Genomic DNA, 21,837 nt, shown 5'->3' with positions numbered 1-21,837 from the left:
CTCATCTCTTCCCTCTCGACGAAACCGCTGTGTAGTCCTCCGGGAGCCGCACCAGTGCCCCGGGTTCTCCGTGATAGGTGACCTCGACGCCGTAGAGTTCGCGTGCGGCCGCCACGGAAACGTAACCGTCGACGACGTCGGCGAGCACGGCCTCCGGCTCCCGTTCGAACGGGTCGCCGTATCCGCCGCCACCGGGCAGGATCACATCCACGACGTCGTCCGGCCGCAGGTTCACCCGGCTCTTCGACGGCAGGCCGGCTCCACCGGAGAGCCCGAACCGGCCCGCGGCCCCATCATGCCCTGAGTCCACTCCGGACGCCGGTCGAAGGACTCGATCGACGTTCCCGTTGACACTCCAGGAAATCTCGCCGCGGGCGGCCATGGAGGTGCGCTGACCGAGACCGCCGCGCCATCGGCCGGCACCACCGGAATCGACCCACAGGACACGTTCGCGCTGGACGAGCGGCGCCATCGTCTCGATGACCTCTGTCGGCGTGGACCGCAGCCCGCTCGGGAACCCGGTGGTGCTGAGACCGTCCTTTGTGGCCCGTGCGCCGATCCCGCCGGTCTGGAAGACGTTGAGCATGAACTCGGCGCCCTCGGCGTCGGTCCCGCGCCAGATCGTCATCCACAACGCGTCCGCGCTGTGCGCCAAGGCGTTGCCGGGAAGCGCTTCGCGCAACGCGGTGATCAGCAGCGAGGGCAGGAAGTGCCCGATCAGATGCCGCGACGCGACCGGGGCGGGTGGCGTGCAGTTGAGCACCGATCCCGGCGGCGCGGTGACGTGCACCGGCCGGAACGAGCCCGCGTTGTGCGGTACTTCCGGCGCTATGGCCGCCTTGACCGCGAACGAGGCGTACGCCCGCGTGTAGTTGAGGACGACGTTGATCCCGCGCCGGCTCTGCGGTGACGATCCGGCGAAGTCCAGGTGGATCTCGTCGCCGTCGATGGTCACGGCGACCTTGAGGACGACCTCTTCGTCGTCGAACCCGTCGGTCAGCAGCTCGCTGGTGTACGTGCCGTCCGGCAGTTTCGCGAGTGCGTCACGCAAGGCTCGTTCGGAGCGGTTCATGATCTCCGCGGCGACGTCGTCCAGCGTGTCGAGCGCGAATTCCTCCAGCAGCCGCACCAGGCTGGCGGCGCCCACCTCGTTGCCGGTGACCTGCGCGTACAGATCGCCGATGGTCTCTTCCGGGGTGCGGACGTTCGCGCGGATCAGCAGTTCGAGATCCGCGTTGACCTCTCCCGCGCGGAGGAACTTCATGATCGGCAGGCGCAGTCCCTCTTCGAAGACCTCACTGGCCTCGGCCGAGACCAGCCGTCCGCCGATGTCCGGGGCATGGCAACAGGAAGCGAACCAGGCGACCAGCCGCCCCCGAAGGAACACCGGCGTGGCTACGGTGATGTCGTTGATCTGCCCGGCCGTCTGCCACGGATCGTTGGTGAGCAGCACATCGCCCGGCTCCAAGGTTTCCGGCGGATAGGCGGCGACGAAATGCCGCAGCCCGGTCGCCATCGCGTTGATGTGACCGGGTGTCCCGCCGACGGACTGGCCGATCATCTCGCCCCGCGAGTCGAACACCGCGCAGGCGAGGTCGAGCGATTCCCGTACCACGGCGGAGAACGCCGTGTTGACCAGCGCGTTCTGCTGTTCGGCCAGAATCGAGTGCAGCCGGTTTCCCAGCACGCCCACCAAGATCGGGTCGACGCTCACACCGTCACCACCAGACTCGCGTCCTCGCCGACGACACAGTGGGCGCCCGGCGGAATCACCACTGTGGACTCCCGTTCCTCCACGATGGCCGGACCTTCGACGCGATCGCCGGCCCTGAGCCGATACCGGTCGAACACCGCCGTGTCGACAAAACCACCCGAGGCCGGGAAATACGCCGGACGGCTCCCCTTGCGTGCGTCGCCTTCGGCCATCGTGCCCGCTAGTTTCAGCGTGACGTCGGGGGCAGGGCCGCTGGAGACGACCCGCCAGTTGAGCACTTCGATCGCGACGTCCGGACCGGTCCGCCGATACAGCGTCCGATAGGCGTCGGTGAACGCGTCGAGCAGTGAATCCGGCCAGTCCCCCTTCTCGACCGGCACGCGAATTTCGTAGCCCTGTCCGGAATACCGCATCTCGGCGATCCGGCGGTGCGTCACCTTCGCACCGTCCACACCGGACTTCTCCAGCAGTGCCGCGCCCTCGGCCTCCATCTCGGCGAACAGTGTCTCCACCTGTTCCCGGGAAAGATCGAGTACCGCCGCGCGTGCCGACCGCACGAAGTCGAAGGCCAGTGGCGCGGTGAGGAACCCCGCCGCGCTCAGCACCCCGGCCGCCGGCGGGGCGACCACCTCGGGTGCGCCGAGCGCCCGTGCCACCCCGACGCCGTGCACCGGACCGGCCCCGCCGAAGGTGAACATCGGCAGCTTCGCCGGATCCTTGCCCCGTTCGACGGCGTGCACGCGGGCGGCGTTCGCCATGTCCTCGTTGACGCTGGTGTGAATACCCCAGGCGGCCTCTTCGACACCGATGCCGAGCGGTCCGGCGATCTTCGACCGGATGGCCTCGCGCGCGCCCACGGCGTCCAAGGTCATTCCGCCGCCGAGGAAGTACGCGGGATCCAGATAGCCGAGCACGAGGTCGGCGTCGGTCACGGTGGGCTCGGTGCCGCCTCGCCCGTAGCAGACCGGGCCGGGTTCGGAACCGGCCGAATCCGGGCCGACGGTGAGCAGGCCGAGTGCGTCGATGCGGGCGATCGAACCGCCGCCGACGCCGATCTCGATCATGTCGGTGACCGGGACCTTGACCGGCAGCCCGGAGCCCGGCAGCAGCCGGTACTTCCGGTCCACTTCGAACTCGTGGGTCACCAGCGGAGCGCCGCCGGAGATCATGCACAGTTTCGCCGTGGTGCCGCCCATGTCGAAGGCGAGCAGATCCTCGACCCCGGCCGCGGAACCGATGGCGGACGCGGCCAGTGCCCCGCCCGCCGGACCGGATTCCAGGATGCGGATCGGATAGCGGGCGGCGGTGTCGACGGTCGCGATCCCGCCGTTGGACAGCATGATGTGCGGCGACGGCCGCACCCCGGCCTCGTGCAGACGCCGTTCCAGGTCACGCAGATAGCGTTCGGTGAGGTCCTGGACGTAGACGTTGGCGACCGTGGTGGAGGTGCGTTCGAACTCGCGGATCTCGGGGACGACCTCGCTCGACAACGCGATCCGGAGCCTCGGCGCGACGTCCTTGAGCACCTCCGCCGCCCGGCGTTCGTGCGCGGGATTGGTGAAGGCGTGCAGGAAACAGAGCGCCACCGCGTCGATCCCGCGGTCGTCGAGTTCGCGGGCGAGGCGCGCGACGTAATCCTCGTCCAGTCCGGTGTGGATGGTTCCGTCGGCGAGGATCCGCTCGGGGACGTCGAATCTCAGATGCCGCGGGACCAGGGGCGACGGCAGCTCGATGAGCAGGTCGTACAGCTCGTACCGGTGTTCGCGCCGCATCTCCAGCACGTCACGGAACCCGGCGGTGGCCAGCAGCGCGGTACGCGATCCCTTGCGTTCGATGAGCGCGTTCGTGACCAGGGTGGTGCCGTGTACGAACTGCTCGACGTCGCCCGGGTCCAGTCCCGCGTCGGCGAGTGTCCTTTTGAGACCTTCCTCGACCGCGCGGGCGGGTTCGTCGTGCGTCGTCAGCACCTTGCCGACGGCGACGACACCGGTTCCGTCGAGGACGCAGAGATCGGTGAACGTGCCGCCGATGTCGACGCCGACGCGAAGCCCGGTCACGAAGATTCCTTGCGGTACCAGCGCGGGGACGTGTTGAGTGGCGGCGCCATCTTCGCCCGGACGACCAGCACGTTCGGCTCGTCGGACTCGACGAACTCGCCGAGCAGCCGCCGGAACGCGCGGCCGAACCCGGACACCCGGTCCGCGTGGACGCCGAAGGACCGGGCGAGACCGACGAAATCGGGGCTGTCCCAGTCGACACCGCGCCGCGGCAGCCCGGCCCGGTCCTGGTCGTAGCGGAGCATCCCGTAGCCGCCGTCGTCGACGATGATCACCGTGACCGGCAGCTGTTCCTGCGCGAGCGTGGCGAGATCACCGCAGGCGAACAGGAAACCGCCGTCCCCGCTGACGCAGATGGCGCGCCCGGTGCCCGCCGCCCCGGCGCCGAGCGCGGCCGGGAAACCGTAGCCGAGCGTGCCCCAGCCCATCGGATAGGCGAGCTTGCGCGGGGCGCGGACGCGGTGGAACCCGCCGATCCAGTACCCGGCGACGCACATGTCCGCGACCACGACGGCGTCCTGCGGCAGCACCTCGTCCAAAGTGGACAGCATATCCGCGGCCTGCGGTTCCTCTTCCTTGATCCGCTGCCGGACCCGGGCGGAAACCTTGGCGAGCCTGCCGACCAGGGCCGCTATCCCAGGCCGTTCCTCGACTTTCAGCGCCTCGGTGAGCACCCGCGCGTCGCCGACCAGCGTGATGTCCGGCTGGTAGTTCTTGGCCGCGTCGTCGGGATCGACGTTGATCGCGATGAGCTTCTTCGGCTTCGGCATCAGCCAGTTCTGCGTCATCAGCCCGTCGAAATCGGTGCCGATGGCGAGGACGACGTCGGCCTCGTCCCACAGCGCGCCGACTTCGGGCGCGTGGACCGGGTTCGGAGCGAGACAGGGATGATCGACCGACAGGAGCCCGCGCGCGCCGAACGTCGTGAGCACCGGCGCGGCCAGCCGTTCGGCGAGTTTGCCGATCGCCTCACCGGCCTCGGCCCGCAGCGCGCCGCCGCCGGCCCAGATCAGCGGCCGTTCCGCGGTGGCCAGCACCGCCTCGGCCTCGCTGAGGTCCGGGATCTCGGCAGGCCGCGCGTGCGACCGCGGCGGACGACGGGCAGGCGTCCGCTCCGCGAGGAAGTCGGCCGGGATGCCGAGATAGACCGGCCCGCTCTGCGGCTGGAGCGCGAGGCGGGCCGCGCGGTGCAGGGTGGCGGCGACCTGATCGGCGCTCTGGACGGTGAACCCGGCCTTCGTGACCGGCGCGAACATCGCCTGCTGGTCCGAGGTCTCGTGCAGCACGCCGCGGACCACGCCGGGCCGCCGCAGGGTGGACGGGATGTCGGTCGCGATCACCAGCATGGGCGCGGCCGAGGCCATCGCCTCGCCGACGGCGGCCAGCGTGTTCGCCGCACCGGGCCCGGTGGTCACCAGCGCGATGCCGAGTTTCCCGGTCGCGCGGGCGTAGCCGTCGGCCGCGTAGCCTGCCGTCTGCTCGTGGCGGACCCCGACGAGCCGGATGTCCGTATCGGCCAGCGCCTCCCATAACGGCAGGTTGTGCACCCCGGGGAGACCGAAGACGACTTCGGTCCCCAGAGCGGTCAGCGCGTCGGCGAGATGCTGGGCTCCGGTGGGTGCAGGCACCCCGCCGATAGTGCCAGATCGTTCAACGATCCAGCAACCATCGGCGTAGCCGGCACCGTGCGGTGTGTTATGAACGGGACTTTCATTGCAAATTTTGCAATGAAAGTCCCGTTCATAACACCGCCCGGAGGTGTCCGGTACCTCGAACGGGGCCTAGGAGTACAGGCCGGCCGAGTAGTTGGCGGGATCGTAGTACGACTCGATCTCCGCCAGGCTCTCGTCCGGCCGCTCGAAGGTCCTGGCGAGGACCGCCCGCGACGGCATCGCGTCCGGCGTCCAGGTCTCCGGGGCCCAGAGCTTCGACCGCATGAACGCCTTCTGACAGTGGTGGAAGATCTCGTCGATGTCGACGACCAGCGCGAGCTTCGGCCGGTTCCCCTTCACGATCATGTCGTCGAAGAACGGCGCCTCCCGCACGAGCCGCGCCCGTCCGTTGATCCGCAGCGTGTCCCCGCGCCCCGGGATGAGGTAGATCAGCCCGACGTGCGGATTCGACAGCACGTTGTGGAATCCGTCGGCGCGGCGGTTGCCCGGTCGCTCGGGGATCGCGATCCGCTTGTCGTCCAGTACCAGGGTGAACCCGGCCGGGTCGCCCTTCGGCGAGACGTCGCAGGTGCCGTCCGCCGCCGACGTCGCGATCAGCACGAACGGCGACTCCGCCAGCCACCGCCGGTCCATTTCGTGCAGTTCCGCCCGCGCCTTGTTCGCGGTCCGCTCCAGCGGCGGCGGCAGGATCTCGCGCAGCTCCGCCTCGGTCGTGACCTCGATGATCCCGTCAGACAATGTTGTGCTCCCTCGCCACGGCCCGGTCGCCGGCGAACCGGCGGACGTCGAGCTCGGTGATGTCGATACCCGGGGCCCTCCCCAGGTAGAGGTCCCGCACGAGCTCCCCCACGGCCGGGCCCATCTGGAACCCGTGTCCCGAAAACCCGGTCGCGTAGAAGAACCGCGACAGGTGGACGCTTTCCCCCACGATCTGGTTGCGGTCGGGGGTGACCTCGTACAGCCCGGCCCAGCCGCTGCGGATCCCCGCGTCGAGCACCGCGGGCACCCGCCGCGCGGCGATCTCGGCGAGCTTCGGCAGCCAGTCACCCGGCTGGTAGCGGGTGTCGAAGCCGGGGTCGCCGTCCCCGTCGCAGAAGGACATCGCCAGGCCGAGGCCCTCGCGGTGGAAGTAGAACGCCGACGGCATCTCGATGGTCAGCGGGACGGATTCGGGCAGATCCGCGACCGGTCCGGTGAACACGACCTGCCGCCGGAACGGCCGCACCGGCAGTTCGACGCCGGCGAACTCGCCGATCCGGCCCGACCAGGCGCCCGCCGCGCAGACCACGGCGTTCGTCGACACGATGCCGTCGCTGGTCCGGACGCCGGTGATCTCGTCGCCGTCGCGCTCGATCCCGACGACCTCGACGCCGGTCCTCAGCACCGCGCCCTGTGCGCGCGCCGCCCGCGCGTAACCCTGGACGGCGGAGTCCGGGGTGGCCTTCGCGTCGTCCGGCGACCACAGCGCCGCGACCACGCCTTCGATGTCGATCAGCGAGGAGAACCGCCGCGCTTCGGCCGGTTCGACGAGTCTGCTGCGGACGCCGTAGGAGTTCTGCAGGGCGGCACAGCGCTCGAATTCGGGCAGGTCCGCGGGATCGGTGACCAGGTACAGGTAGCCGTCGCGGCGGAAGTCGATCTCGGTCCCGTACGTCTCGGCGAAGGAGGCGTACTCGGCCAGCCCGCGCAGCCCGATCTCGATGTTGACGTTCGTGGTGAACGAGGACCGGATCCCGCCCGCCGCCTTCGCCGTCGAGCCCGCGCCCAGGCCGTCGCGTTCGAGCAGCAGCACCGAGACCCCGGCGGCGGCGAGCCGGTACGCGCAGGCGACCCCGATGATGCCGCCGCCGATCACGACGACGTCGGTGCGTTCAGGAAGTGGCTCCATCCGTGTCCCCGATCCGTTCGTCCTCGGGCGGCGGTCCCGGCGGCGTGCCGTCGCCGAACGGGCGACCGCCCAGCTGCTCCCGGTGATGCGGGGTCGTCCAGCCGGACAGCTCCGGTCCCAAAGGGACGATCCGCGTCGGGTTGACCTGCTCATGCACCGCGTAGTAGTGCCGCTTGATGTGGTCGAAATCGACGGTGTCCCCGAAACCCGGCGTTTGGAAGAGGTCGCGGGCGTAGGCCCACAGCACCGGCATCTCGGTCAGTTTGTTCCGGTTGCACTTGAAATGCCCGTGATAGACCGGATCGAAGCGGACGAGGGTGGTGAACAGCCTGATGTCCGCTTCGGTGATCGTGTCACCGACGAGGTAGCGCTGCCTTTCGAGACGTTCGGAAAGCACGTCCAGCATGACGAAGAGCCGATGATAGGCGTCTTCGTACGCGGCCTGCTTGGTCGCGAAACCGGCCTGGTAGACGGCGGCGTTGACGTCGGCGAACACACCCGCGTTGACGTCGTCGATCTCGTCGCGCGACCGCTCGGGATAGAGGTCCGGCGCGCCGGACCGGTGGAGACTGGTCCATTCGGTGGAAAAGTCCAGGGTGATCCGCGGGTAGTCGTTGGTCACCAGCCGCCCGCTCGGAATGTCCACAATGGCCGGCACGCTGATCCCGCCCAGATAGTGCGGATCGGCCACGTGATACGCCTCGGCCAGGTATTTGATGCCCAGCACCGGGTCCCGGCCATCGGGATCGAGGGTGAACCGCCAGCTCTTGTCGTCCTGGATCGGGTCGGCCACGGCCACACTCAGCGCGGACTCGAGGCCCAGCAGCCGCCGGACGATCAGCCCCCGGCTCGCCCAGGGACAGGCCCGGCTCACCACCAGCCGGTATCTTCCCGCCTCGACCGGCCAGCCGTCGCGGCCGTCGGCGGTGATGCGCGCGTCGAAATGGTTGGCGGACCGACGGAACTCACCCGTCTGCGGATCGGTCGGGATCGTCATGTACGCCACCCTAAAGCGTGAGATGGTGGTTTCGGTGTGCGTAGACTCTCGCACCCGGCGTGCCCACACGCCGCCGCGCGGAAGGTGGTCCGACGATGCCGTTCATGCCCGTGACCGACTCGATGTTCCTTCTCGTGGAGACGCGCGAACATCCGATGCACGTCGGCGGCCTGCAGCTGTTCAAGAAACCCGAGGGCGCGGGGCCGGATTATCTGCGTGACGTCCGCAAGACCATGCTCGAATCCGACAACATGCGCTCGGTGTTCCGCCGCCGTCCCGCCCGGCCGGTCAACACCGCCGGGCATATCGCCTGGGCGACCGACAACGATCTCGAGCTCGACTACCACTTCCGGCATTCGGCGCTGCCCCAGCCGGGCCGGATCCGCGAGCTGCTGGAGCTGACCGGGCGCTGGCACGGAACCCTGCTCGACAGGCACCGTCCCCTGTGGGAGATCCACCTGGTGGAGGGGCTGCAGGACGGCCGGTTCGCGATCTACAGCAAGATCCACCACGCGCTGATGGACGGCGTGTCGGCGCTGCGGCATCTGCAGGGCACGCTGTCGGACGATCCGGCCGATCTCGACTGCCCGCCGCCGTGGGGCTCGCGACCCAAACCGGACGGCGGCCGCAACGGCAAGGCGTCACCGTCGATGCTCCGCACCGTGGGCAAGACGTTCAACCAGCTCGCGGGGATCGCGCCCGCCGCGATGAAGGTGGCGCGGGAGGCGTTCCAGGAGCACACGCTCACGCTGCCGTCGCAGGCGCCGAAGACGATGTTCAACGTTCCGATCGGCGGTGCCCGGCGGTTCGCCGCGCAGTCGTGGTCGCTGGACCGCGTGCGCAAGGTCGCCACCGCGGCCGGGGTCTCCCGCAACGACGTCGTGCTGGCGATGTGCTCGGGCGCGCTGCGCGACTACCTGATCGAACAGAACGCGCTCCCCGACGCGCCGCTGACCGCGATGGTCCCGGTTTCCTTGCGGCGCAAGGACAGCGGCGACGCTTCAGGGAACAACATCGGCGCGCTGCTGTGCAACCTCGCCACCCATCTGACCGATCCGGCCGCCCGGCTCGCGACGATCAACGCGTCCATGCGGAACGGGAAGAAGCTCTTCTCGGAGCTGACCCCGCTGCAGACGCTGCTGCTGTCGGGGATCAACGTCGCCCAGCTCGGCGCGTCACCGATCCCGGGTGTCGTGAACAACACGAAACCGCCGTTCAACCTGGTGATCTCCAACGTGCCGGGGCCGCGCAAGCAGATGTACTGGAACGGCGCGGCGCTCGACGGCATCTACCCGGCGTCGGTGCTGCTCGACGGGCAGGCGCTGAACATCACGCTGACCAGCAACGGGGACAACCTGGACTTCGGCATCACCGGCTGCCGCCGGAGCGTCCCGCACCTGCAGCGCATCCTGACCCACCTCGACACCGCTCTCGCCGAACTGGAACACGCGGTGTCCGTCGGGCGCGGCTGACCTCGCGTTCAGTCCTCTGGCTGCGGTAGTTCGACACTGAACTACCGCATCCAGAGGACGAAATGCGGCTGGGCTAGCTGCCGTCAGAGGCGTAGATGGCGCCCGGGGTGATCGTGTACAGCTGACCATCGGGACCGGCGACCTCGTCACGCGTACGGCCGAGGTTGGTCCACAGCTTGCCGCCGTTGCCGTTGACGTCGAGCTTGTAGGTCCCGCCCTTGAGCGAGGCCATGTACAGCGAGCCCTTGTACGCCGCGAGCCCGCTCGGCGTCGCCGAGGACGTCGGCCAGGCCTTGACCGGGTTGGTCATGCCGGCGGTGTTGCACGGGCCTTCGCAGGTCGGCCAGCCGTAGTTCTTGCCGGGCTCGATCTTGTTCAGCTCGTCGAGCTTGTTCGCGCCGATGTCGGTGTTGTACAGCTGGCCGTTCACCCAGGTCAGCCCCTGGACGTTGCGGTGGCCGTAGGAGTAGACGCGGCTGTTGAACGGGTTGCCCGGCGCGGGCGCGCCGTCCGTGGTGACCCGCAGGACCTTGCCGCCGAGGGAGTTCTTGTTCTGCGCGTTGGCGCCGTTCTGGCCGTCGCCGGTGCCCGCGTAGAGGTAGCCGTCCGGGCCGAATTTGATCCGCCCGCCGTGGTGGTACTGCGAGCCACGCGGGATGCCGGTGACGATCGGGGTCGGGGTCTGGCCCAGTTTCAGTTTGGCGATGCGATTGTCCGAACTGGTCGTGTAGTAGATGAAGACCGTCTGGTCGGTGGCGTACTGGGGCGAGACGGCGATGCCGAGCAGGCCGGCCTCCGCCGTGACGCTCACCCCGGGGATGGTCTGCACCGTGGTGACCTTGCCCGCCTTGTCGATCTTGCTGATCGTCTTGGCGTCCTTCTGCGTGAAGAGGCCGGTGCCGTCGGGCAGGAAGTCGATCGACCAGGCCTGGTTGAGCCCGCTCGCGATCTGCTTGATCGCCTGGACGGACGGCGCTTCGGCCGCGGCGGCCGGTACGGCCACGATCGACGCGGCCGTCACGGCGGCGAACGTGGTGGCGAGAGTACGACTTAAGGGCATGAGACGCCTCCTTCAGCTACACCCCTGGAGCCCGGATGGCGGCGGATGACGGATGGTCGGGGTGCACCCGTCGAGTTGGATACAAACACACCGCCGGACGAAACGGACACCACTGGACGGGCTAAGGCAAGCGCTTACCGTTAACCGTTGCGTGCGCCGAGCGTGACCGGCGGGACGGCTCGATCGACCATAGGTAGGAAACTTTACAAAACTCCACGGGAACTTGGTGCTTACGTCTGGTCAGAATCGGCGGCCCGCTTCTAGGGTGACGGGGCTCGGCCCTGTTCGATCCCATGTGGACGTTAGGAGCGGAAATGATCGAAACCATCGAGGTATGGACCACCCCCGACTTCGTCGAGTACGAAACCCCCATGGAGGTCACCGCTTACGCGGCCCGCATGGAGGACTGATTTCACATCCGGTGGTGGGGGCCGTTCCCCCACCACCGCGCCGCCGTCCCGATCAGCGAGCCGTTGGAGGCAGCACGGTGTCCCTCATGTCGTCGTCGGATTTCATCGCGGCCTTGCGCGGACTTTCCCACCGTTATTGGGGCACACATCCCTTCCACCAGCGGATGCACGGCGGCGAACTCTCCGAGCACGAATTGAAGATCTGGGCGGCGAACCGCTGGTACTACCAGTGCGTTCTCCCGCAGAAGGACGCGGCGATCATCAGCAACTGCCCCTTGCCGGAAATACGCCGGGAATGGCTGGACCGGATCGTCTATCACGACGGCGCCCAAGCCGGGGACGGCGGAATCGAGCGGTGGCTCCGGTTGTGCACCGCGGTCGGGCTCGACCGCGAAGAGGTTCTCGATCAGCGGCACGTCGCCCCCGGTGTGCGCTTCGCCGTCGACGCCTATGTGAATTTCGCCCGTACGAAACCTTGGCTTGAAGCGGTCGCTTCGGGGCTGACCGAAATGTTCGCCGGCCACCTCATGCAACGACGCGTCGCCGACATGCTGGCGAACTACCCGTGGATCGCCCGGGAAGACCTCGCCTACTTCACCAACCGCATCGACAAGGTCTCGGGCGAGGGCAAGGGGACCCTCGACATCGTCGTGCGGCACGCCGTCACCCGCGAGCAGCAGGAGAAGGCGATCGCCGCGTTGTCGTTCAAGACCGACGTGCTCTGGTCCATGCTCGACGCCATCGAGCGCGCCGCGGCGAAGGAGTAGCGATGTCCGCCATCACCACCGGCTCCGTACCGCGATTGCGGCGCGGGGTCCGGCTGAGTTATGACCAGACCAGGGAAACGCATGTCCTGCTGTTCCCCGAAGGTGTGCTCGTCCCGAATCCGACGGCGGCCGCCGTGCTCCGGCTCTGCGACGGCACGGCGGACGTCGCCGCCATCGCGGCCAAGCTGGGCGAGCGCTACACGGGTGTGCGCGAGGAAGAGATCCTGGACGTCCTGTCCCGGCTGGGAGATCGGCGGATCGTCGAATGGAGCTGAACACCTCCACCGCGGCGGCACCGCTGGGGATTCTGGCCGAGCTGACCCATCGTTGCCCGCTCCACTGCCCGTACTGCTCCAATCCGGTCGAGCTGGCCGCCCGCGAAGACGAACTGTCCACAGAGGAATGGAAGTCCGTGCTCTCGCAGGCGCGGGAACTCGGCGTGCTCCAGGTGCACATGTCCGGCGGTGAACCACTCGCCCGGCCGGATCTGCCCATCCTGGTCGAGCACGCCACGAAACTGGGCTGCTACGTCAACCTGGTGACGTCCGGGCTGGGGCTGACGGAGTCCAGATTGGACGATCTCGTCGAACGGGGCATCGCGCATATCCAGCTCTCCGTCCAAGGCGCGACCGCCGAACGCGCGGACCGGCTCGCGGGCGCGCGGGCACACGATCGGAAACTGGTCGTCGCCGGACTGATCAAGAAGGCCGGGCTGCCGCTTTCGGTGAACGTCGTCCTGCACCGGCAGAACCACGACCAGCTGGCCGGGATCATCGAGCTGGCCGAGAAAATGGGCGCGGACCGGCTCGAACTGGCCAATACGCAGTACTACGGCTGGGCGTGGGAGAACCGCGACGCCCTGATGCCGACCAGGCGCCAGCTCGACGAGGCCGAGCCGATCGTGCGCGCCGCCACCGAGCGGCTGCGCGGAAGCATGGAGATCATCTACGTCGTCGCCGACTACTATGAGCAGTACCCGAAGCCGTGCATGTACGGCTGGGGAGCGCGGCAGCTGACCGTGGCGCCCAACGGCAACGTGCTGCCGTGCCCCGCGTCGACCGCGATCGAAACGCTGGAATTCGACAACGTGCGTGACGTACCGCTGGCGCGGATCTGGTACGAATCCAGTTCCTTCAACGCCTACCGCGGCGAGGACTGGATGCCGGACACCTGTGGGACCTGCGAACGGCGTTCGATCGACTTCGGCGGCTGCCGGTGTCAGGCGTTCCAGCTCACGGGTGACGCTTCGGCGACGGATCCGGTCTGCTCGCGTTCGCCGCATCGCGACGTCGTCGACCTCATCCTCGCCACCCCGCCCCGGACGGACGAGCTGGTCATGCGGGCGCCCCGATGAGGGTGATCCTGCTCGGTACCGCGGCGGGTGGCGGTTTCCCGCAATGGAACTGCGCCTGCGCGCTGTGCACTTCGGGCGCGCCACCGCGGACACAGGACTGCGTCGCGGTGAGCGCGGACGGCGAGGGCTGGTACCTGCTCAACGTTTCCCCGGACATCCGCGCGCAGATCCTCGCCACACCACCGCTGCGCGCCGGGCCGGGACCGCGGGAGATCCCGCTGCGCGGGGTGCTGCTCACCGACGCCGAACTCGATCATTCGCTGGGCCTGCTCATGCTGAGGGAGGCGGGCGGGCTCCCGGTGTGGGCACCGGACACGGTGCTTCGCGCGCTGTCCGACCAATTCCCCGCGCGGTCGATCATCGACGGCTACGGTGGCTGGGAATGGCTGTCCACCTCGGAGATCACCATCGACGGCCTCCGGGTGAGCGTGCTCCCGGTGAGCGACAAGCGGCCGAAGTACGCGCGTTCGTCCACTGAGGACGGACCATGGGTGGTGGCGTACCGGATCGAGGACGTGCGGACCGGCGGCGTCCTCGTGTACGCGCCCTGCCTGAAGAGCTGGCCGGACGGCTTCGACGAATTCACCCGCGACGCGGGTCTCGTGCTGCTGGACGGAACCTTCTACGCGCCGGACGAGATGTCGGCGGCCACCGAGGCGAAGGTCGGCGACGGCGCGCAACTGGCGATGGGGCATCTGCCCATCACCGGCAGTCTCGCGAGACTCCGGTCTGGCCCACGGTGGGCCTTCACGCATCTGAACAACACGAACCCGGTCGTCGACCCGGCCTCGCCGGAGCACGCCGCCGTGCTGGACGGCGGCGCTTCACTTCCCTTGGACGGTACCGAATTCAAGCTCTAAGCGACGCCTTCGGGACTCGCGCCCGCGACAGGGACGGCGTCGGCGGTGAGCCGGTCGATCTCCGCGAGGTCGTCCGCGGTCAGGTCGACGTCGGCCGCGGCGAGGCTGGCTTCGATGTTGGCCGCCTTGCGCGCGCCCACGATGGCGACGTGCACGCCAGGCTGGGCGAGGGTCCACGCGATCGCGAGCTGACTGACCGAGATCCCCTTGTCCCCGGCGAACTCCTTGAGCCTGTCGATGACGGCGAGGTTGCGCCGGAAGGTCTCCCCGGTGAAGGCCGATGACCGGGACCGCCAGTCGGTCTTCTCGAACGTCGTCTCCGGCGTGAAGGCTCCGGTGAGCAGGCCACTGCCCAGCGGGCTGTAGACGAGCACACCGATGTCGTTCTCCCGCGCGTACGGCAGCGGATCGGTTTCGATGTCCCGGCGGAACAGGTGATACGGCGGCTGCAAGGTTTCGACCGGACGGGTCTTGTCGAAGTCGGCGAGCTGCGCGGCGTCGTAGTTCGAGACACCGATGTGCCGGATCTTCCCCGCGTCGACGAATTCCTGGAGGATCCCCGCGGTCTCGTCGGCCGGGGCGTCGGAATCGGGCCAGTGGATCTGGTAGAGGTCGATGTGGTCGACGTCGAGGAAGCGGAGGCTGTCCTCGATCCCTTTCGTCAGCCACTCGCGCCGCGAGTCGCGCGGCCGCTCGGAACGCGGCTTGATACCGCCCTTCGTGGCGATGACGAGGTTGTCGCGGTCGCGCTTGAGTTCCTCGCGCAACGCCTTCCCCAGCATCGCCTCGGATTTCCCGAAACCGTAGGCCTGGGCGGTGTCGAAGAAGTCGACCCCCGACTCGCGGGCGTGGTGGATGGCCGCGATCGCCGCGTCCTCGTCGAAGGAACCCCAGTCGCCGCCGAGCTGCCAGGTGCCGAAGGCGATCCTCGACACCTTGAGACCGCTCCTGCCCAATGTCGTCGTACGCATGCCTTCAGCACAGCACAGACATCGGATCACCGCACCGGATCTCCCGGCCAACGAAACCCCCAAATAACTGTTTGACGGTCAGTGTCCCGGCAGTCGATACTCGTCCCCATGCCCGATTCCCCCAGCCTCGAAGGACTTCGCGTCCTCGCCCATCCGGTGCGGCTGCGCATTCTGTCGCTTTTGACCGGCGTGGCGATGAGTGCGGCCGAGGCCGCGCGCGAACTCGGCGAGACACAGGCGAACGTCAGCTATCACGTGCGAAGGCTGCACGAGGCCGGGTTGCTGGACGTCGCCGAGGAGGTCCGGATCCGGGGCGGGCTGGCGAAGCGCTACCGGCACGATCCGGAGTCCGGCAGGCGGTTCGCCTCGACGAATCCGCGGGAGGAGCAGCTGCTCATCACGACGATGGCCGAAGAACTCAGGCGCCGCAGCGAATTCCGCGTCCTCGGCGAACACGGTTCGATGACCGACGCGGAGATGTGGGTCGACCGCGAGACCTGGGAGAAGGCGCTCGGGCACGCGCGCGAGCTGAGCAGGCTTCTGCATTCGGCCGCGCGACCGCCCCGGACCCGCGGCACGATCCCGGTCAGCGCGACGGTCGCGATGTTCGAGATGGCGCGATCGTGACGTCACTGCGCGAGCCGCTGCGCCATCACAACTTCCGCTGGCTGATCGGCGGCCGGACCTTCGGCGAGTTCGGCAACGCCGTCGCCCCGCTCGCCTTGGCGTTCGCGGTGATCGACCTGACGGGATCGGCCGTCGACATCGGCATCGTCGTCGGCGCGCGTTCGGTGGCGAGTGTGCTGTTGCTGCTGTTCGGCGGGGTCCTGGCGGACCGGCTGCCGCGATCGGTGATCCTGCAAGGCACCGAAGTCGCCGCGACGCTGACCCAGGCGACCATCGCGGCGAGTGTCCTTTGTGGATTCGCGTCGATCCCGCTGCTGGTCGCGCTGAGCGTGGTCAACGGCGCGGTGGCCGCGATCTCCGCACCGGCGTCGGCGTCACTCACCCCGTTGACGGTGCCCATCGAACTGCTGGCACCGGCCAACGCACTGGGCAGATTGCTCTCGAACTCCGGCCGGATCGCCGGCGCCGGGATCGGCGGCCTCCTGGTCACCGCGGTCGGCCCGGGCTGGGCGCTCGGCGGGAACGCGCTGCTGTTCCTGGGCTCGGCCCTGTCCTACCGGCGGATCCGGCTCAACCGCCGGGAACGGATCCCCGGCAGCCGTCCGCTGTCGGAACTCGCCGAAGGCTGGCGCGAGTTCCGGTCACGGACCTGGGTGTGGGTCGTGGTCGTCCAGTTCATGGTGGTGAACGCCGTCATCGCCGGCGGGATCGCGGTACTGGGCCCCGTCGTCGCCGACAGCACTTTCGGCCGCTCCGGGTGGGGATTCGCCCTCGCGGCGCAGACGATCGGCTCGCTCGTCGGCGGGATCCTCGTCGCGCGATGGCAGCCGAGGCGCGCGTTGTTCGTCGGGGTCGCGGTGATCCTTTTCGAGGCTCCGCCGTTGATCCTGCTCGGCCAGGCACCCTGGCTGCCCCTGCTGCTGGCGGCCATGTTCGTCTCCGGCCTGGCCATCGAGCAGTTCGTGGTCGCGTGGGACGTCTCTCTGCAGGAGAACGTGCCCGAGGAGAAGCTCGCGCGCGTCTACTCCTACGACATGCTCGGTTCCTTCATCGCCCTGCCGCTGGGACAGATGGCGGCGGGGCCCGCCGCCCAGCACTTCGGGGTCGGCACGACGCTGCTCGCGTGCGCCGCGCTGGTCGTGGCCGCCACCTGCCTCGCGCTGTGCAGCGGGCAGGTGCGGGGCCTGGTCCGCAAGACCCACGCCGCCCACCCTTGACCGCGCGGGCGATAGCAAAGGTCCCTTGCTCCCTTTCCGCTGGTCACGGCCAGGGACGGACCTCCTCGAGCAGTTTCGCGACCGCGAGCACCAGGTCGTCGGAGTGCCGGGGGCCGACGATCTGCAGCCCGACCGGGAGACCGCTGGAGGTGCGCCCCGCCGGAACGCTGATGGCGGGCTGCTGGGTCATGTTGAACGGGTAGGTGAACGGCGTCCAGTCCGGCCAGCCGCTCAGCCCGCTGCCCGGCGGCACCTCGTGCCCGGCCTCGAAGGCGGGGATCGGGACGGTCGGCGTGATCAGCACGTCGTAGCGGGTGTGGAACTCGCCCATCAGGATCCCCAGCGCGGCCCGCTCGGCGTTGGCGCCGAGGTAGTCGCTCGCCGAGAAGGTCTTGCCGAGCTCCCACACCTTCCGCAGCCCGGGGTCGACCCTGGTCTCCGCGCCGGCGGGGAAGGTGTCCAGCCACTTGGCCGCGCCCGTCGACCACAGGATGTCGAAGGCGGGCTTCGGGTCGGCGAAGCCGGGGTCGGCCTCTTCGATGTGCAGGCCCGCGTCGCCCAGCGACTGGACCGCCGATTTGACGATCGCCGCGACCTCCGGGTCGACGTCGACGAAGCCGAGTGTCGGCGAGTAGGCGGCGATCAGCCCGCGCACGTCCCGGCGGACGGCTTCACGGAAGGTCGAGACGGGCGGAGCGAGCGCGGCCGGGTCGCGGTGGTCGGGCATCGCGAGGACGTCGAGCATCAGCGCGGTGTCGTCTACCGAACGCGCCATCGGACCGGCGTGCGACAGCGGGCCGAACGGGCTCGCCGGGAACAACGGGATCCGGCCGTGTGTCGGTTTGAGGCCGACGATTCCGCAGAACGAGGCCGGGATCCGGATCGAGCCACCGCCGTCGGTGCCGACGGAAAGCTCACCCATCCCGGCCGCGACGGCCGCGGCGCTCCCGCCGCTGGACCCGCCCGCCGTCTTCGACGGGTCGTGCGGGTTGCGGGTGATCCCGGTCAGCGTGTTGTCGGTGACGCCCTTCCACGCGAGTTCCGGGGTCGTGGTCTTTCCCAGCAGTACCAAGCCGTTCTCACGAAGACGGGCGGTGACCGGGCTGTCGACGTCCCACGGCTGATCGGGGTCGATGCAGCGTGAACCGCGCAGCGTCGGCCAGCCCTGCGTCAGGAACATGTCCTTGATCGAGGCCGGGACACCGTCGAGCCAGCCGATCGGGTTGCCGTCGCGCCACCGGACCTCGGACGCCTTCGCCTGCTCCAGTGCGCGTTCGGCGTCGACCAGGCAGAAGGCGTTGGTCTCGCCATCGCGTTCTTCGATGACACGCAACGCGTTCTGAGTGGCCTCGACCGGCGACAGCTCTCCGGTGGCATACGCGGCGACCAGCTCGCTCGCGGTCAACTTGGTGTCGTTCATCCGGCCCCTAACCTTGGCGAAGCGTCTCCGACGGCACGTATCCGAGCTGCTTGTCCACGACGTTGCGCAGCGGCTCCCCCGCGCGCCAGCGACGGAAGTTGTCCGCGAACACCTCTACCAGAGTATTCCGCCAGCCGACGAAGTCGCCCGACATATGCGGCGAGATCAGCACGTTCTCCATTGTCCACAAAGGACTTTCAGCGGGCAGCGGTTCGGTGTCGAAGACGTCGAGCGCCGCACCGCCGAGCCGCCCGTCCCGCAGCGCGCCGACAAGGTCGGAGGTGACGACCAGTTCGCCGCGGCCGACGTTGACGAACCGCGCGCCGGACTTCATCGCGGAGAAGGCCTCGGCGTCGAACATCCCCTTGGTCTGTTCGGTCAGAGGCGCGACCGCGACGACGTAGTCCGCCTCGGGAAGGTGACTCTTCAGCTCCGAGGACGCGTAGACGTCCCCGAAGTCGGGATCGTTCACGCACGCCCGGCGCCCGGCGCCGGCCACTGACATCCCGGCGGCCCGCAGCAGCCGCGCGATCGACCGGCCGATCGGCCCGGTGCCGACCACGAGGACCCGGCGGCCGGAGATCCGTTCACTCTCCCGGTGCCGCCATTCCTTCCGCCGCTGCAGCTCCCACGACCGAGTGAAGTCCTTGGCGAACGCGAGGACGACACCGAGGACGTACTCGGCGATCGCCCCGTCGAACACCCCCCGCGAGTTGGTGAGCATGACATCGCTCTCCCGCAGCCCAGGGAAGAGCACGGGATCGACACCCGCGCTGGCGATATGCAGCCAGCGCAGCCTGTCGGCCGCGTGCCAGGCGCCGGGAACCGCCGTCGAGAGGAAGTCGTAGACGAAGAGCGCGTCGGCTCCTGATAACGCATCAGCCAACCCGGCCTCGTCGGTGTAACGAACCACCGCTTCGGCTTCGATAGCGCGCATGTCCGGGGGGCGTGCGCCGCCGCACAGCACCGCCAGCACCGGGGTCTCCGAGCCGATCACGTTGACACCGTAAAAGTGACTCGTATGATTGTCAACAATCCGAGGAACGACCCCCGGAGCACCGGACCTGTGACTGCAGAAGTTCTCCGGAGGCTGAGACTTGGATTTCGACTTGTTGGAGTTCGAAGGGCCCTTGGCGCAACGCGGCATCGGCATCATCGCTCCCTTCGACCTGGCGCTGGAGCGCGAGCTGTGGCGCTGGGTACCGATGGAGGTCTCCCTTCATCTGGCACGGACGCCGTACGAGCCCGTGCCCGTCAGCATGGAGATGGCCCAGCTCGTCAGCGACAGCAGGCACCTCGCCGCCGCCACGAGAGACGTGCTCCACGTGGAGCCCGAAGTCGTCGCCTACCTGTGCACCTCCGGCAGTTTCGTCAACGGCGTGGACTACGAACGCTCCTTGACCAAGGCGATCTGCGACGCGGGCGCTCCGGACGCCGTCACCACCTCCGGAGCGCTGGCCGAGGTCCTGCACCAGCTCGACCTCCACCGGGTCTCCGTACTGACGCCCTACGACGGCGACCTGACCGGGAAGCTGCACGACTTCCTGACCGAACTCGGCGTGCGCACCGTGTCGAGCGACCACCTCGGCCTGGGCGGCGGCATCTGGAAGGTCAGCTACCGGACCATCGCCGAACGCATCCTCGCCGCCGACCACGCGGACGCCGAGGCCATTTTCGTCAGTTGCACCAACCTCCCCACCTACGATCTGATCGAGCCGCTCGAAAGCGCGCTCGGCAAACCCGTCCTCACCGCGAACCAGCTCACGATGTGGGCCTGCCTCCGGCGGATGAACCTGCCGATCGTCGGGCCCGGCAAGTGGCTCCGCGAGGTCGATTGACCTCTTCCCCTACGATTGTCGACAATCTGCCTCCGGAGGTTCCGTGCCCATCACGCCGCTCACCCCACCCGAGCCACCGTCCGAGATCACCACGATCGGGTTCATCTACCCCGATCACGCGGCCGAAGACGACTACCCGCTCGCGGAGCAGCTCCTCGGCGGGGACATGGCCGGGATCAAGCTGCCTGTCGAGCACATCTACGGAACCGATCTGCACGCCGTGCCCGAACTCCTCGACCTCGGCAGCGAAAGCCGTCTCGCCGATGGTGCCGCGCTGCTGGCCAAGCACGAACCGGACGCGGTGGTCTGGGCATGCACCAGCGGCAGCTTCGTCTACGGCTGGGAAGGTGCCCGGGACCAGGCCGACCGGCTGGCCGCCGTCGCGGGCGTCCCGGCGTCGAGCACCTCCTTCGCCTTCGTCCACGCCGCTCAGGCACTCGGCGTCCGGCGGGTCGCTGTCGCCGCCAGCTATCCGGACGACGTCGCCCGGCTGTTCGTCGACTTCCTCGGCGCCGGCGGGATCGAGGTGGTCTCGATGGGCAGCGCGGACATCGACACCGCCGCCGAGGTCGGCGAACTCAGCCCGGAAGCCGTCGTCGAACTCGCGGTGAGCCGCGACCACCCGGCTGCCGACGCGCTGCTCGTCCCCGACACCGCCATGCGGACGCTCGGCGAGATCAACACGCTCGAAACGCGGCTCGGCAAGCCGGTGCTGACAGCCAATCAGGTCACCGTCTGGGAAGGTCTGCGGCTCACCGGGAAGTCCCCGCTCGTCCGCACCCTGGGCGCACTGTTCGGGCAGAGAGGCAACTGAACCATGTCCTTGCCGGATATCGAGCCGGTCAGCCGGGAATCGACCGCCGGGATCATCGCACGCCAGCTGCGGGACGCGATCATGACCGGCGCTCTTCCTCCCGGCACCCAGCTCGGTGAAACCGAATTGGCCTCCCGGTTCCAGGTCTCGCGGGGACCCTTGCGAGAGGCGATGCAGCACCTCGTCTCCGAAGGGCTCCTGCGCAGCGAGCGGCACCGCGGCCTGTTCGTGATCGACCTCGAGCCCGGCGACGTCTACGACATCTACTCGGCGCGTTCGGCCATCGAACGCGCCGCGATGCTGCGAGCGCTGCGCGGTGACCGGAAGAAGGTCGCCGACGAACTCGAACAGGCCGTCGGGGCGATGGCCGTCGCCGCCGGCGACGACGATCCGACCGCGCTCTCCTGGGCGGACCTCCGCTTCCACGAAGCGCTGATCGCGGCCTCCGGCAGCAAACGGCTCATGCGCATGGCGCGGACCCTCCTGATCGAGACCCGGATGTGCCTCACCGCGCTGCAAGGGACCTATCAGCAGGTCGAAGAGCGGGTCACCGAGCACACTCGGATCATCGAGGCCCTGCGCGCCGGCGACGAGGAGACCGCGCTGTCGCTGCTGGAAGCCCATATGGAGGACGCGGTCCAGCGGCTGGCCCCGGGGACCAGCCTGCGAGAGGGCGAAGCTCCCGCAGTGCCTTGAGG

The 21,837-nt window shown here is 68.7% G+C and carries 21 protein-coding genes; 11 read left to right on the top strand and 10 right to left on the bottom strand.

All coding sequences use genetic code 11. The features are described 5' to 3' along the window. Nucleotide 1 precedes the first annotated feature (1 nt). The 6 genes from SD37_RS07180 to SD37_RS07155 form a co-directional block, all read right to left on the bottom strand. Nucleotides 2–1,714, bottom strand: coding sequence for a hydantoinase B/oxoprolinase family protein (locus SD37_RS07180; RefSeq protein WP_044852384.1), 1,713 nt, complete (start codon nucleotides 1,712–1,714; stop codon nucleotides 2–4). Further along, nucleotides 1,711–3,771, bottom strand: coding sequence for a hydantoinase/oxoprolinase family protein (locus tag SD37_RS07175; RefSeq protein WP_044852383.1), 2,061 nt, complete (start codon nucleotides 3,769–3,771; stop codon nucleotides 1,711–1,713). Before SD37_RS07175 ends, SD37_RS07180 begins: the two co-directional genes overlap by 4 nt. Next, complete coding sequence (locus tag SD37_RS07170) at nucleotides 3,768–5,399, bottom strand: thiamine pyrophosphate-binding protein (RefSeq protein WP_044852382.1); 1,632 nt, start codon at nucleotides 5,397–5,399, stop codon at nucleotides 3,768–3,770. Before SD37_RS07170 ends, SD37_RS07175 begins: the two co-directional genes overlap by 4 nt. A gap of 153 nt (nucleotides 5,400–5,552) precedes the next feature. Further along, nucleotides 5,553–6,182, bottom strand: a complete 630-nt coding sequence (locus SD37_RS07165; RefSeq protein ID WP_044852381.1) for a pyridoxamine 5'-phosphate oxidase family protein — start codon at nucleotides 6,180–6,182, stop codon at nucleotides 5,553–5,555. Next, nucleotides 6,175–7,332 (bottom strand): NAD(P)/FAD-dependent oxidoreductase, encoded by a 1,158-nt coding sequence (locus tag SD37_RS07160; RefSeq protein WP_044852380.1) that lies wholly within the window; start codon nucleotides 7,330–7,332, stop codon nucleotides 6,175–6,177. Before SD37_RS07160 ends, SD37_RS07165 begins: the two co-directional genes overlap by 8 nt. After that, nucleotides 7,316–8,329 carry a glutathione S-transferase family protein gene (locus tag SD37_RS07155; RefSeq protein ID WP_044852379.1) on the bottom strand — a complete coding sequence of 338 codons (1,014 nt, stop codon included), beginning with the start codon at nucleotides 8,327–8,329 and terminating at the stop codon, nucleotides 7,316–7,318. The genes SD37_RS07160 and SD37_RS07155 overlap by 17 nt, the downstream gene beginning before the upstream one ends. A gap of 95 nt (nucleotides 8,330–8,424) precedes the next feature. On the opposite strand from SD37_RS07155, the gene SD37_RS07150 reads away from it, so the two are divergent. Next, entirely contained in the window at nucleotides 8,425–9,801 is a 1,377-nt protein-coding gene (locus tag SD37_RS07150) for a WS/DGAT/MGAT family O-acyltransferase (RefSeq protein WP_044852378.1), read from the top strand. 73 nt (nucleotides 9,802–9,874) lie between these two features. Here SD37_RS07150 and SD37_RS07145 read toward each other — a convergent pair whose 3' ends face one another. Continuing rightward, nucleotides 9,875–10,861, bottom strand: coding sequence for a PQQ-dependent sugar dehydrogenase (locus SD37_RS07145; protein ID WP_044852377.1), 987 nt, complete (start codon nucleotides 10,859–10,861; stop codon nucleotides 9,875–9,877). A gap of 314 nt (nucleotides 10,862–11,175) precedes the next feature. On the opposite strand from SD37_RS07145, the gene pqqA reads away from it, so the two are divergent. From pqqA to pqqB, 5 genes are all read left to right on the top strand, one after another. Beyond that, entirely contained in the window at nucleotides 11,176–11,271 is a 96-nt protein-coding gene (gene pqqA, locus SD37_RS07140; RefSeq protein WP_007033797.1) for a pyrroloquinoline quinone precursor peptide PqqA, read from the top strand. A gap of 86 nt (nucleotides 11,272–11,357) precedes the next feature. Continuing rightward, a complete protein-coding gene (gene pqqC, locus SD37_RS07135; protein ID WP_044852376.1) occupies nucleotides 11,358–12,038 on the top strand; it encodes a pyrroloquinoline-quinone synthase PqqC in 681 nt (226 codons plus the stop codon). A 2-nt stretch (nucleotides 12,039–12,040) separates the two neighbouring features. Further along, nucleotides 12,041–12,313 carry a pyrroloquinoline quinone biosynthesis peptide chaperone PqqD gene (gene pqqD / locus SD37_RS07130; protein ID WP_044852375.1) on the top strand — a complete coding sequence of 91 codons (273 nt, stop codon included), beginning with the start codon at nucleotides 12,041–12,043 and terminating at the stop codon, nucleotides 12,311–12,313. Further along, entirely contained in the window at nucleotides 12,304–13,392 is a 1,089-nt protein-coding gene (pqqE, locus tag SD37_RS07125) for a pyrroloquinoline quinone biosynthesis protein PqqE (protein WP_044852374.1), read from the top strand. Before pqqD ends, pqqE begins: the two co-directional genes overlap by 10 nt. Beyond that, nucleotides 13,389–14,252, top strand: a complete 864-nt coding sequence (gene pqqB, locus SD37_RS07120; protein WP_044852373.1) for a pyrroloquinoline quinone biosynthesis protein PqqB — start codon at nucleotides 13,389–13,391, stop codon at nucleotides 14,250–14,252. Before pqqE ends, pqqB begins: the two co-directional genes overlap by 4 nt. Here pqqB and SD37_RS07115 read toward each other — a convergent pair. Beyond that, nucleotides 14,249–15,223 (bottom strand): aldo/keto reductase, encoded by a 975-nt coding sequence (locus tag SD37_RS07115; RefSeq protein WP_044852372.1) that lies wholly within the window; start codon nucleotides 15,221–15,223, stop codon nucleotides 14,249–14,251. The genes pqqB and SD37_RS07115 overlap by 4 nt on opposite strands. Nucleotides 15,224–15,331: 108 nt before the next feature. On the opposite strand from SD37_RS07115, the gene SD37_RS07110 reads away from it, so the two are divergent. Both SD37_RS07110 and SD37_RS07105 read left to right on the top strand, forming a co-directional pair. Then, entirely contained in the window at nucleotides 15,332–15,850 is a 519-nt protein-coding gene (locus tag SD37_RS07110) for an ArsR/SmtB family transcription factor (RefSeq protein WP_044852795.1), read from the top strand. Continuing rightward, nucleotides 15,847–17,067, top strand: coding sequence for an MFS transporter (locus tag SD37_RS07105; protein ID WP_145926542.1), 1,221 nt, complete (start codon nucleotides 15,847–15,849; stop codon nucleotides 17,065–17,067). Before SD37_RS07110 ends, SD37_RS07105 begins: the two co-directional genes overlap by 4 nt. A gap of 43 nt (nucleotides 17,068–17,110) precedes the next feature. On the opposite strand, the gene SD37_RS07100 is transcribed toward SD37_RS07105, so the two are convergent. Next, nucleotides 17,111–18,487 carry an amidase gene (locus SD37_RS07100; protein ID WP_044852371.1) on the bottom strand — a complete coding sequence of 459 codons (1,377 nt, stop codon included), beginning with the start codon at nucleotides 18,485–18,487 and terminating at the stop codon, nucleotides 17,111–17,113. A 7-nt stretch (nucleotides 18,488–18,494) separates the two neighbouring features. Continuing rightward, nucleotides 18,495–19,424 (bottom strand): D-2-hydroxyacid dehydrogenase, encoded by a 930-nt coding sequence (locus SD37_RS07095; RefSeq protein WP_418189820.1) that lies wholly within the window; start codon nucleotides 19,422–19,424, stop codon nucleotides 18,495–18,497. Nucleotides 19,425–19,584: 160 nt separating this feature from the next. Between SD37_RS07095 and SD37_RS07090 the strand changes: the two genes are divergently transcribed. The 3 genes from SD37_RS07090 (at nucleotide 19,585) to SD37_RS07080 (ending at nucleotide 21,835) form a co-directional block, all read left to right on the top strand. After that, nucleotides 19,585–20,325, top strand: coding sequence for a maleate cis-trans isomerase family protein (locus SD37_RS07090; RefSeq protein ID WP_037306740.1), 741 nt, complete (start codon nucleotides 19,585–19,587; stop codon nucleotides 20,323–20,325). 85 nt (nucleotides 20,326–20,410) lie between these two features. Then, entirely contained in the window at nucleotides 20,411–21,139 is a 729-nt protein-coding gene (locus tag SD37_RS07085; protein WP_044852793.1) for a maleate cis-trans isomerase family protein, read from the top strand. Nucleotides 21,140–21,142: 3 nt separating this feature from the next. Continuing rightward, entirely contained in the window at nucleotides 21,143–21,835 is a 693-nt protein-coding gene (locus tag SD37_RS07080; RefSeq protein ID WP_044852369.1) for a GntR family transcriptional regulator, read from the top strand. Nucleotides 21,836–21,837: the final 2 nt, after the last annotated feature.

The organism is Amycolatopsis orientalis (genome assembly GCF_000943515.2).
Taxonomy (GTDB): Bacteria; Actinomycetota; Actinomycetes; order Mycobacteriales; family Pseudonocardiaceae; genus Amycolatopsis; species Amycolatopsis orientalis.
The sequence above is the reverse complement of the archived record's forward strand: the minus strand, read 5'-3'. Positions and strand labels throughout refer to the sequence as shown.

What these genes read in the sequence shown, in the direction of transcription:
- SD37_RS07160 (WP_044852380.1), bottom strand. Translation starts at nt 7,332, where the DNA reads ATGGAGCCACTTCCTGAACGCACCGACGTCGTCGTGATCGGCGGCGGC.
- SD37_RS07155 (WP_044852379.1), bottom strand. Translation starts at nt 8,329, where the DNA reads ATGACGATCCCGACCGATCCGCAGACGGGTGAGTTCCGTCGGTCCGCC.
- SD37_RS07150 (WP_044852378.1), top strand. Translation starts at nt 8,425, where the DNA reads ATGCCGTTCATGCCCGTGACCGACTCGATGTTCCTTCTCGTGGAGACG.
- SD37_RS07145 (WP_044852377.1), bottom strand. Translation starts at nt 10,861, where the DNA reads ATGCCCTTAAGTCGTACTCTCGCCACCACGTTCGCCGCCGTGACGGCC.
- pqqA (WP_007033797.1), top strand. Translation starts at nt 11,176, where the DNA reads ATGATCGAAACCATCGAGGTATGGACCACCCCCGACTTCGTCGAGTAC.
- pqqC (WP_044852376.1), top strand. Translation starts at nt 11,358, where the DNA reads ATGTCGTCGTCGGATTTCATCGCGGCCTTGCGCGGACTTTCCCACCGT.
- pqqD (WP_044852375.1), top strand. Translation starts at nt 12,041, where the DNA reads ATGTCCGCCATCACCACCGGCTCCGTACCGCGATTGCGGCGCGGGGTC.
- pqqE (WP_044852374.1), top strand. Translation starts at nt 12,304, where the DNA reads ATGGAGCTGAACACCTCCACCGCGGCGGCACCGCTGGGGATTCTGGCC.
- pqqB (WP_044852373.1), top strand. Translation starts at nt 13,389, where the DNA reads ATGAGGGTGATCCTGCTCGGTACCGCGGCGGGTGGCGGTTTCCCGCAA.
- SD37_RS07115 (WP_044852372.1), bottom strand. Translation starts at nt 15,223, where the DNA reads ATGCGTACGACGACATTGGGCAGGAGCGGTCTCAAGGTGTCGAGGATC.
- SD37_RS07110 (WP_044852795.1), top strand. Translation starts at nt 15,332, where the DNA reads ATGCCCGATTCCCCCAGCCTCGAAGGACTTCGCGTCCTCGCCCATCCG.
- SD37_RS07100 (WP_044852371.1), bottom strand. Translation starts at nt 18,487, where the DNA reads ATGAACGACACCAAGTTGACCGCGAGCGAGCTGGTCGCCGCGTATGCC.
- SD37_RS07095 (WP_418189820.1), bottom strand. Translation starts at nt 19,424, where the DNA reads ATGCGCGCTATCGAAGCCGAAGCGGTGGTTCGTTACACCGACGAGGCC.
- SD37_RS07080 (WP_044852369.1), top strand. Translation starts at nt 21,143, where the DNA reads ATGTCCTTGCCGGATATCGAGCCGGTCAGCCGGGAATCGACCGCCGGG.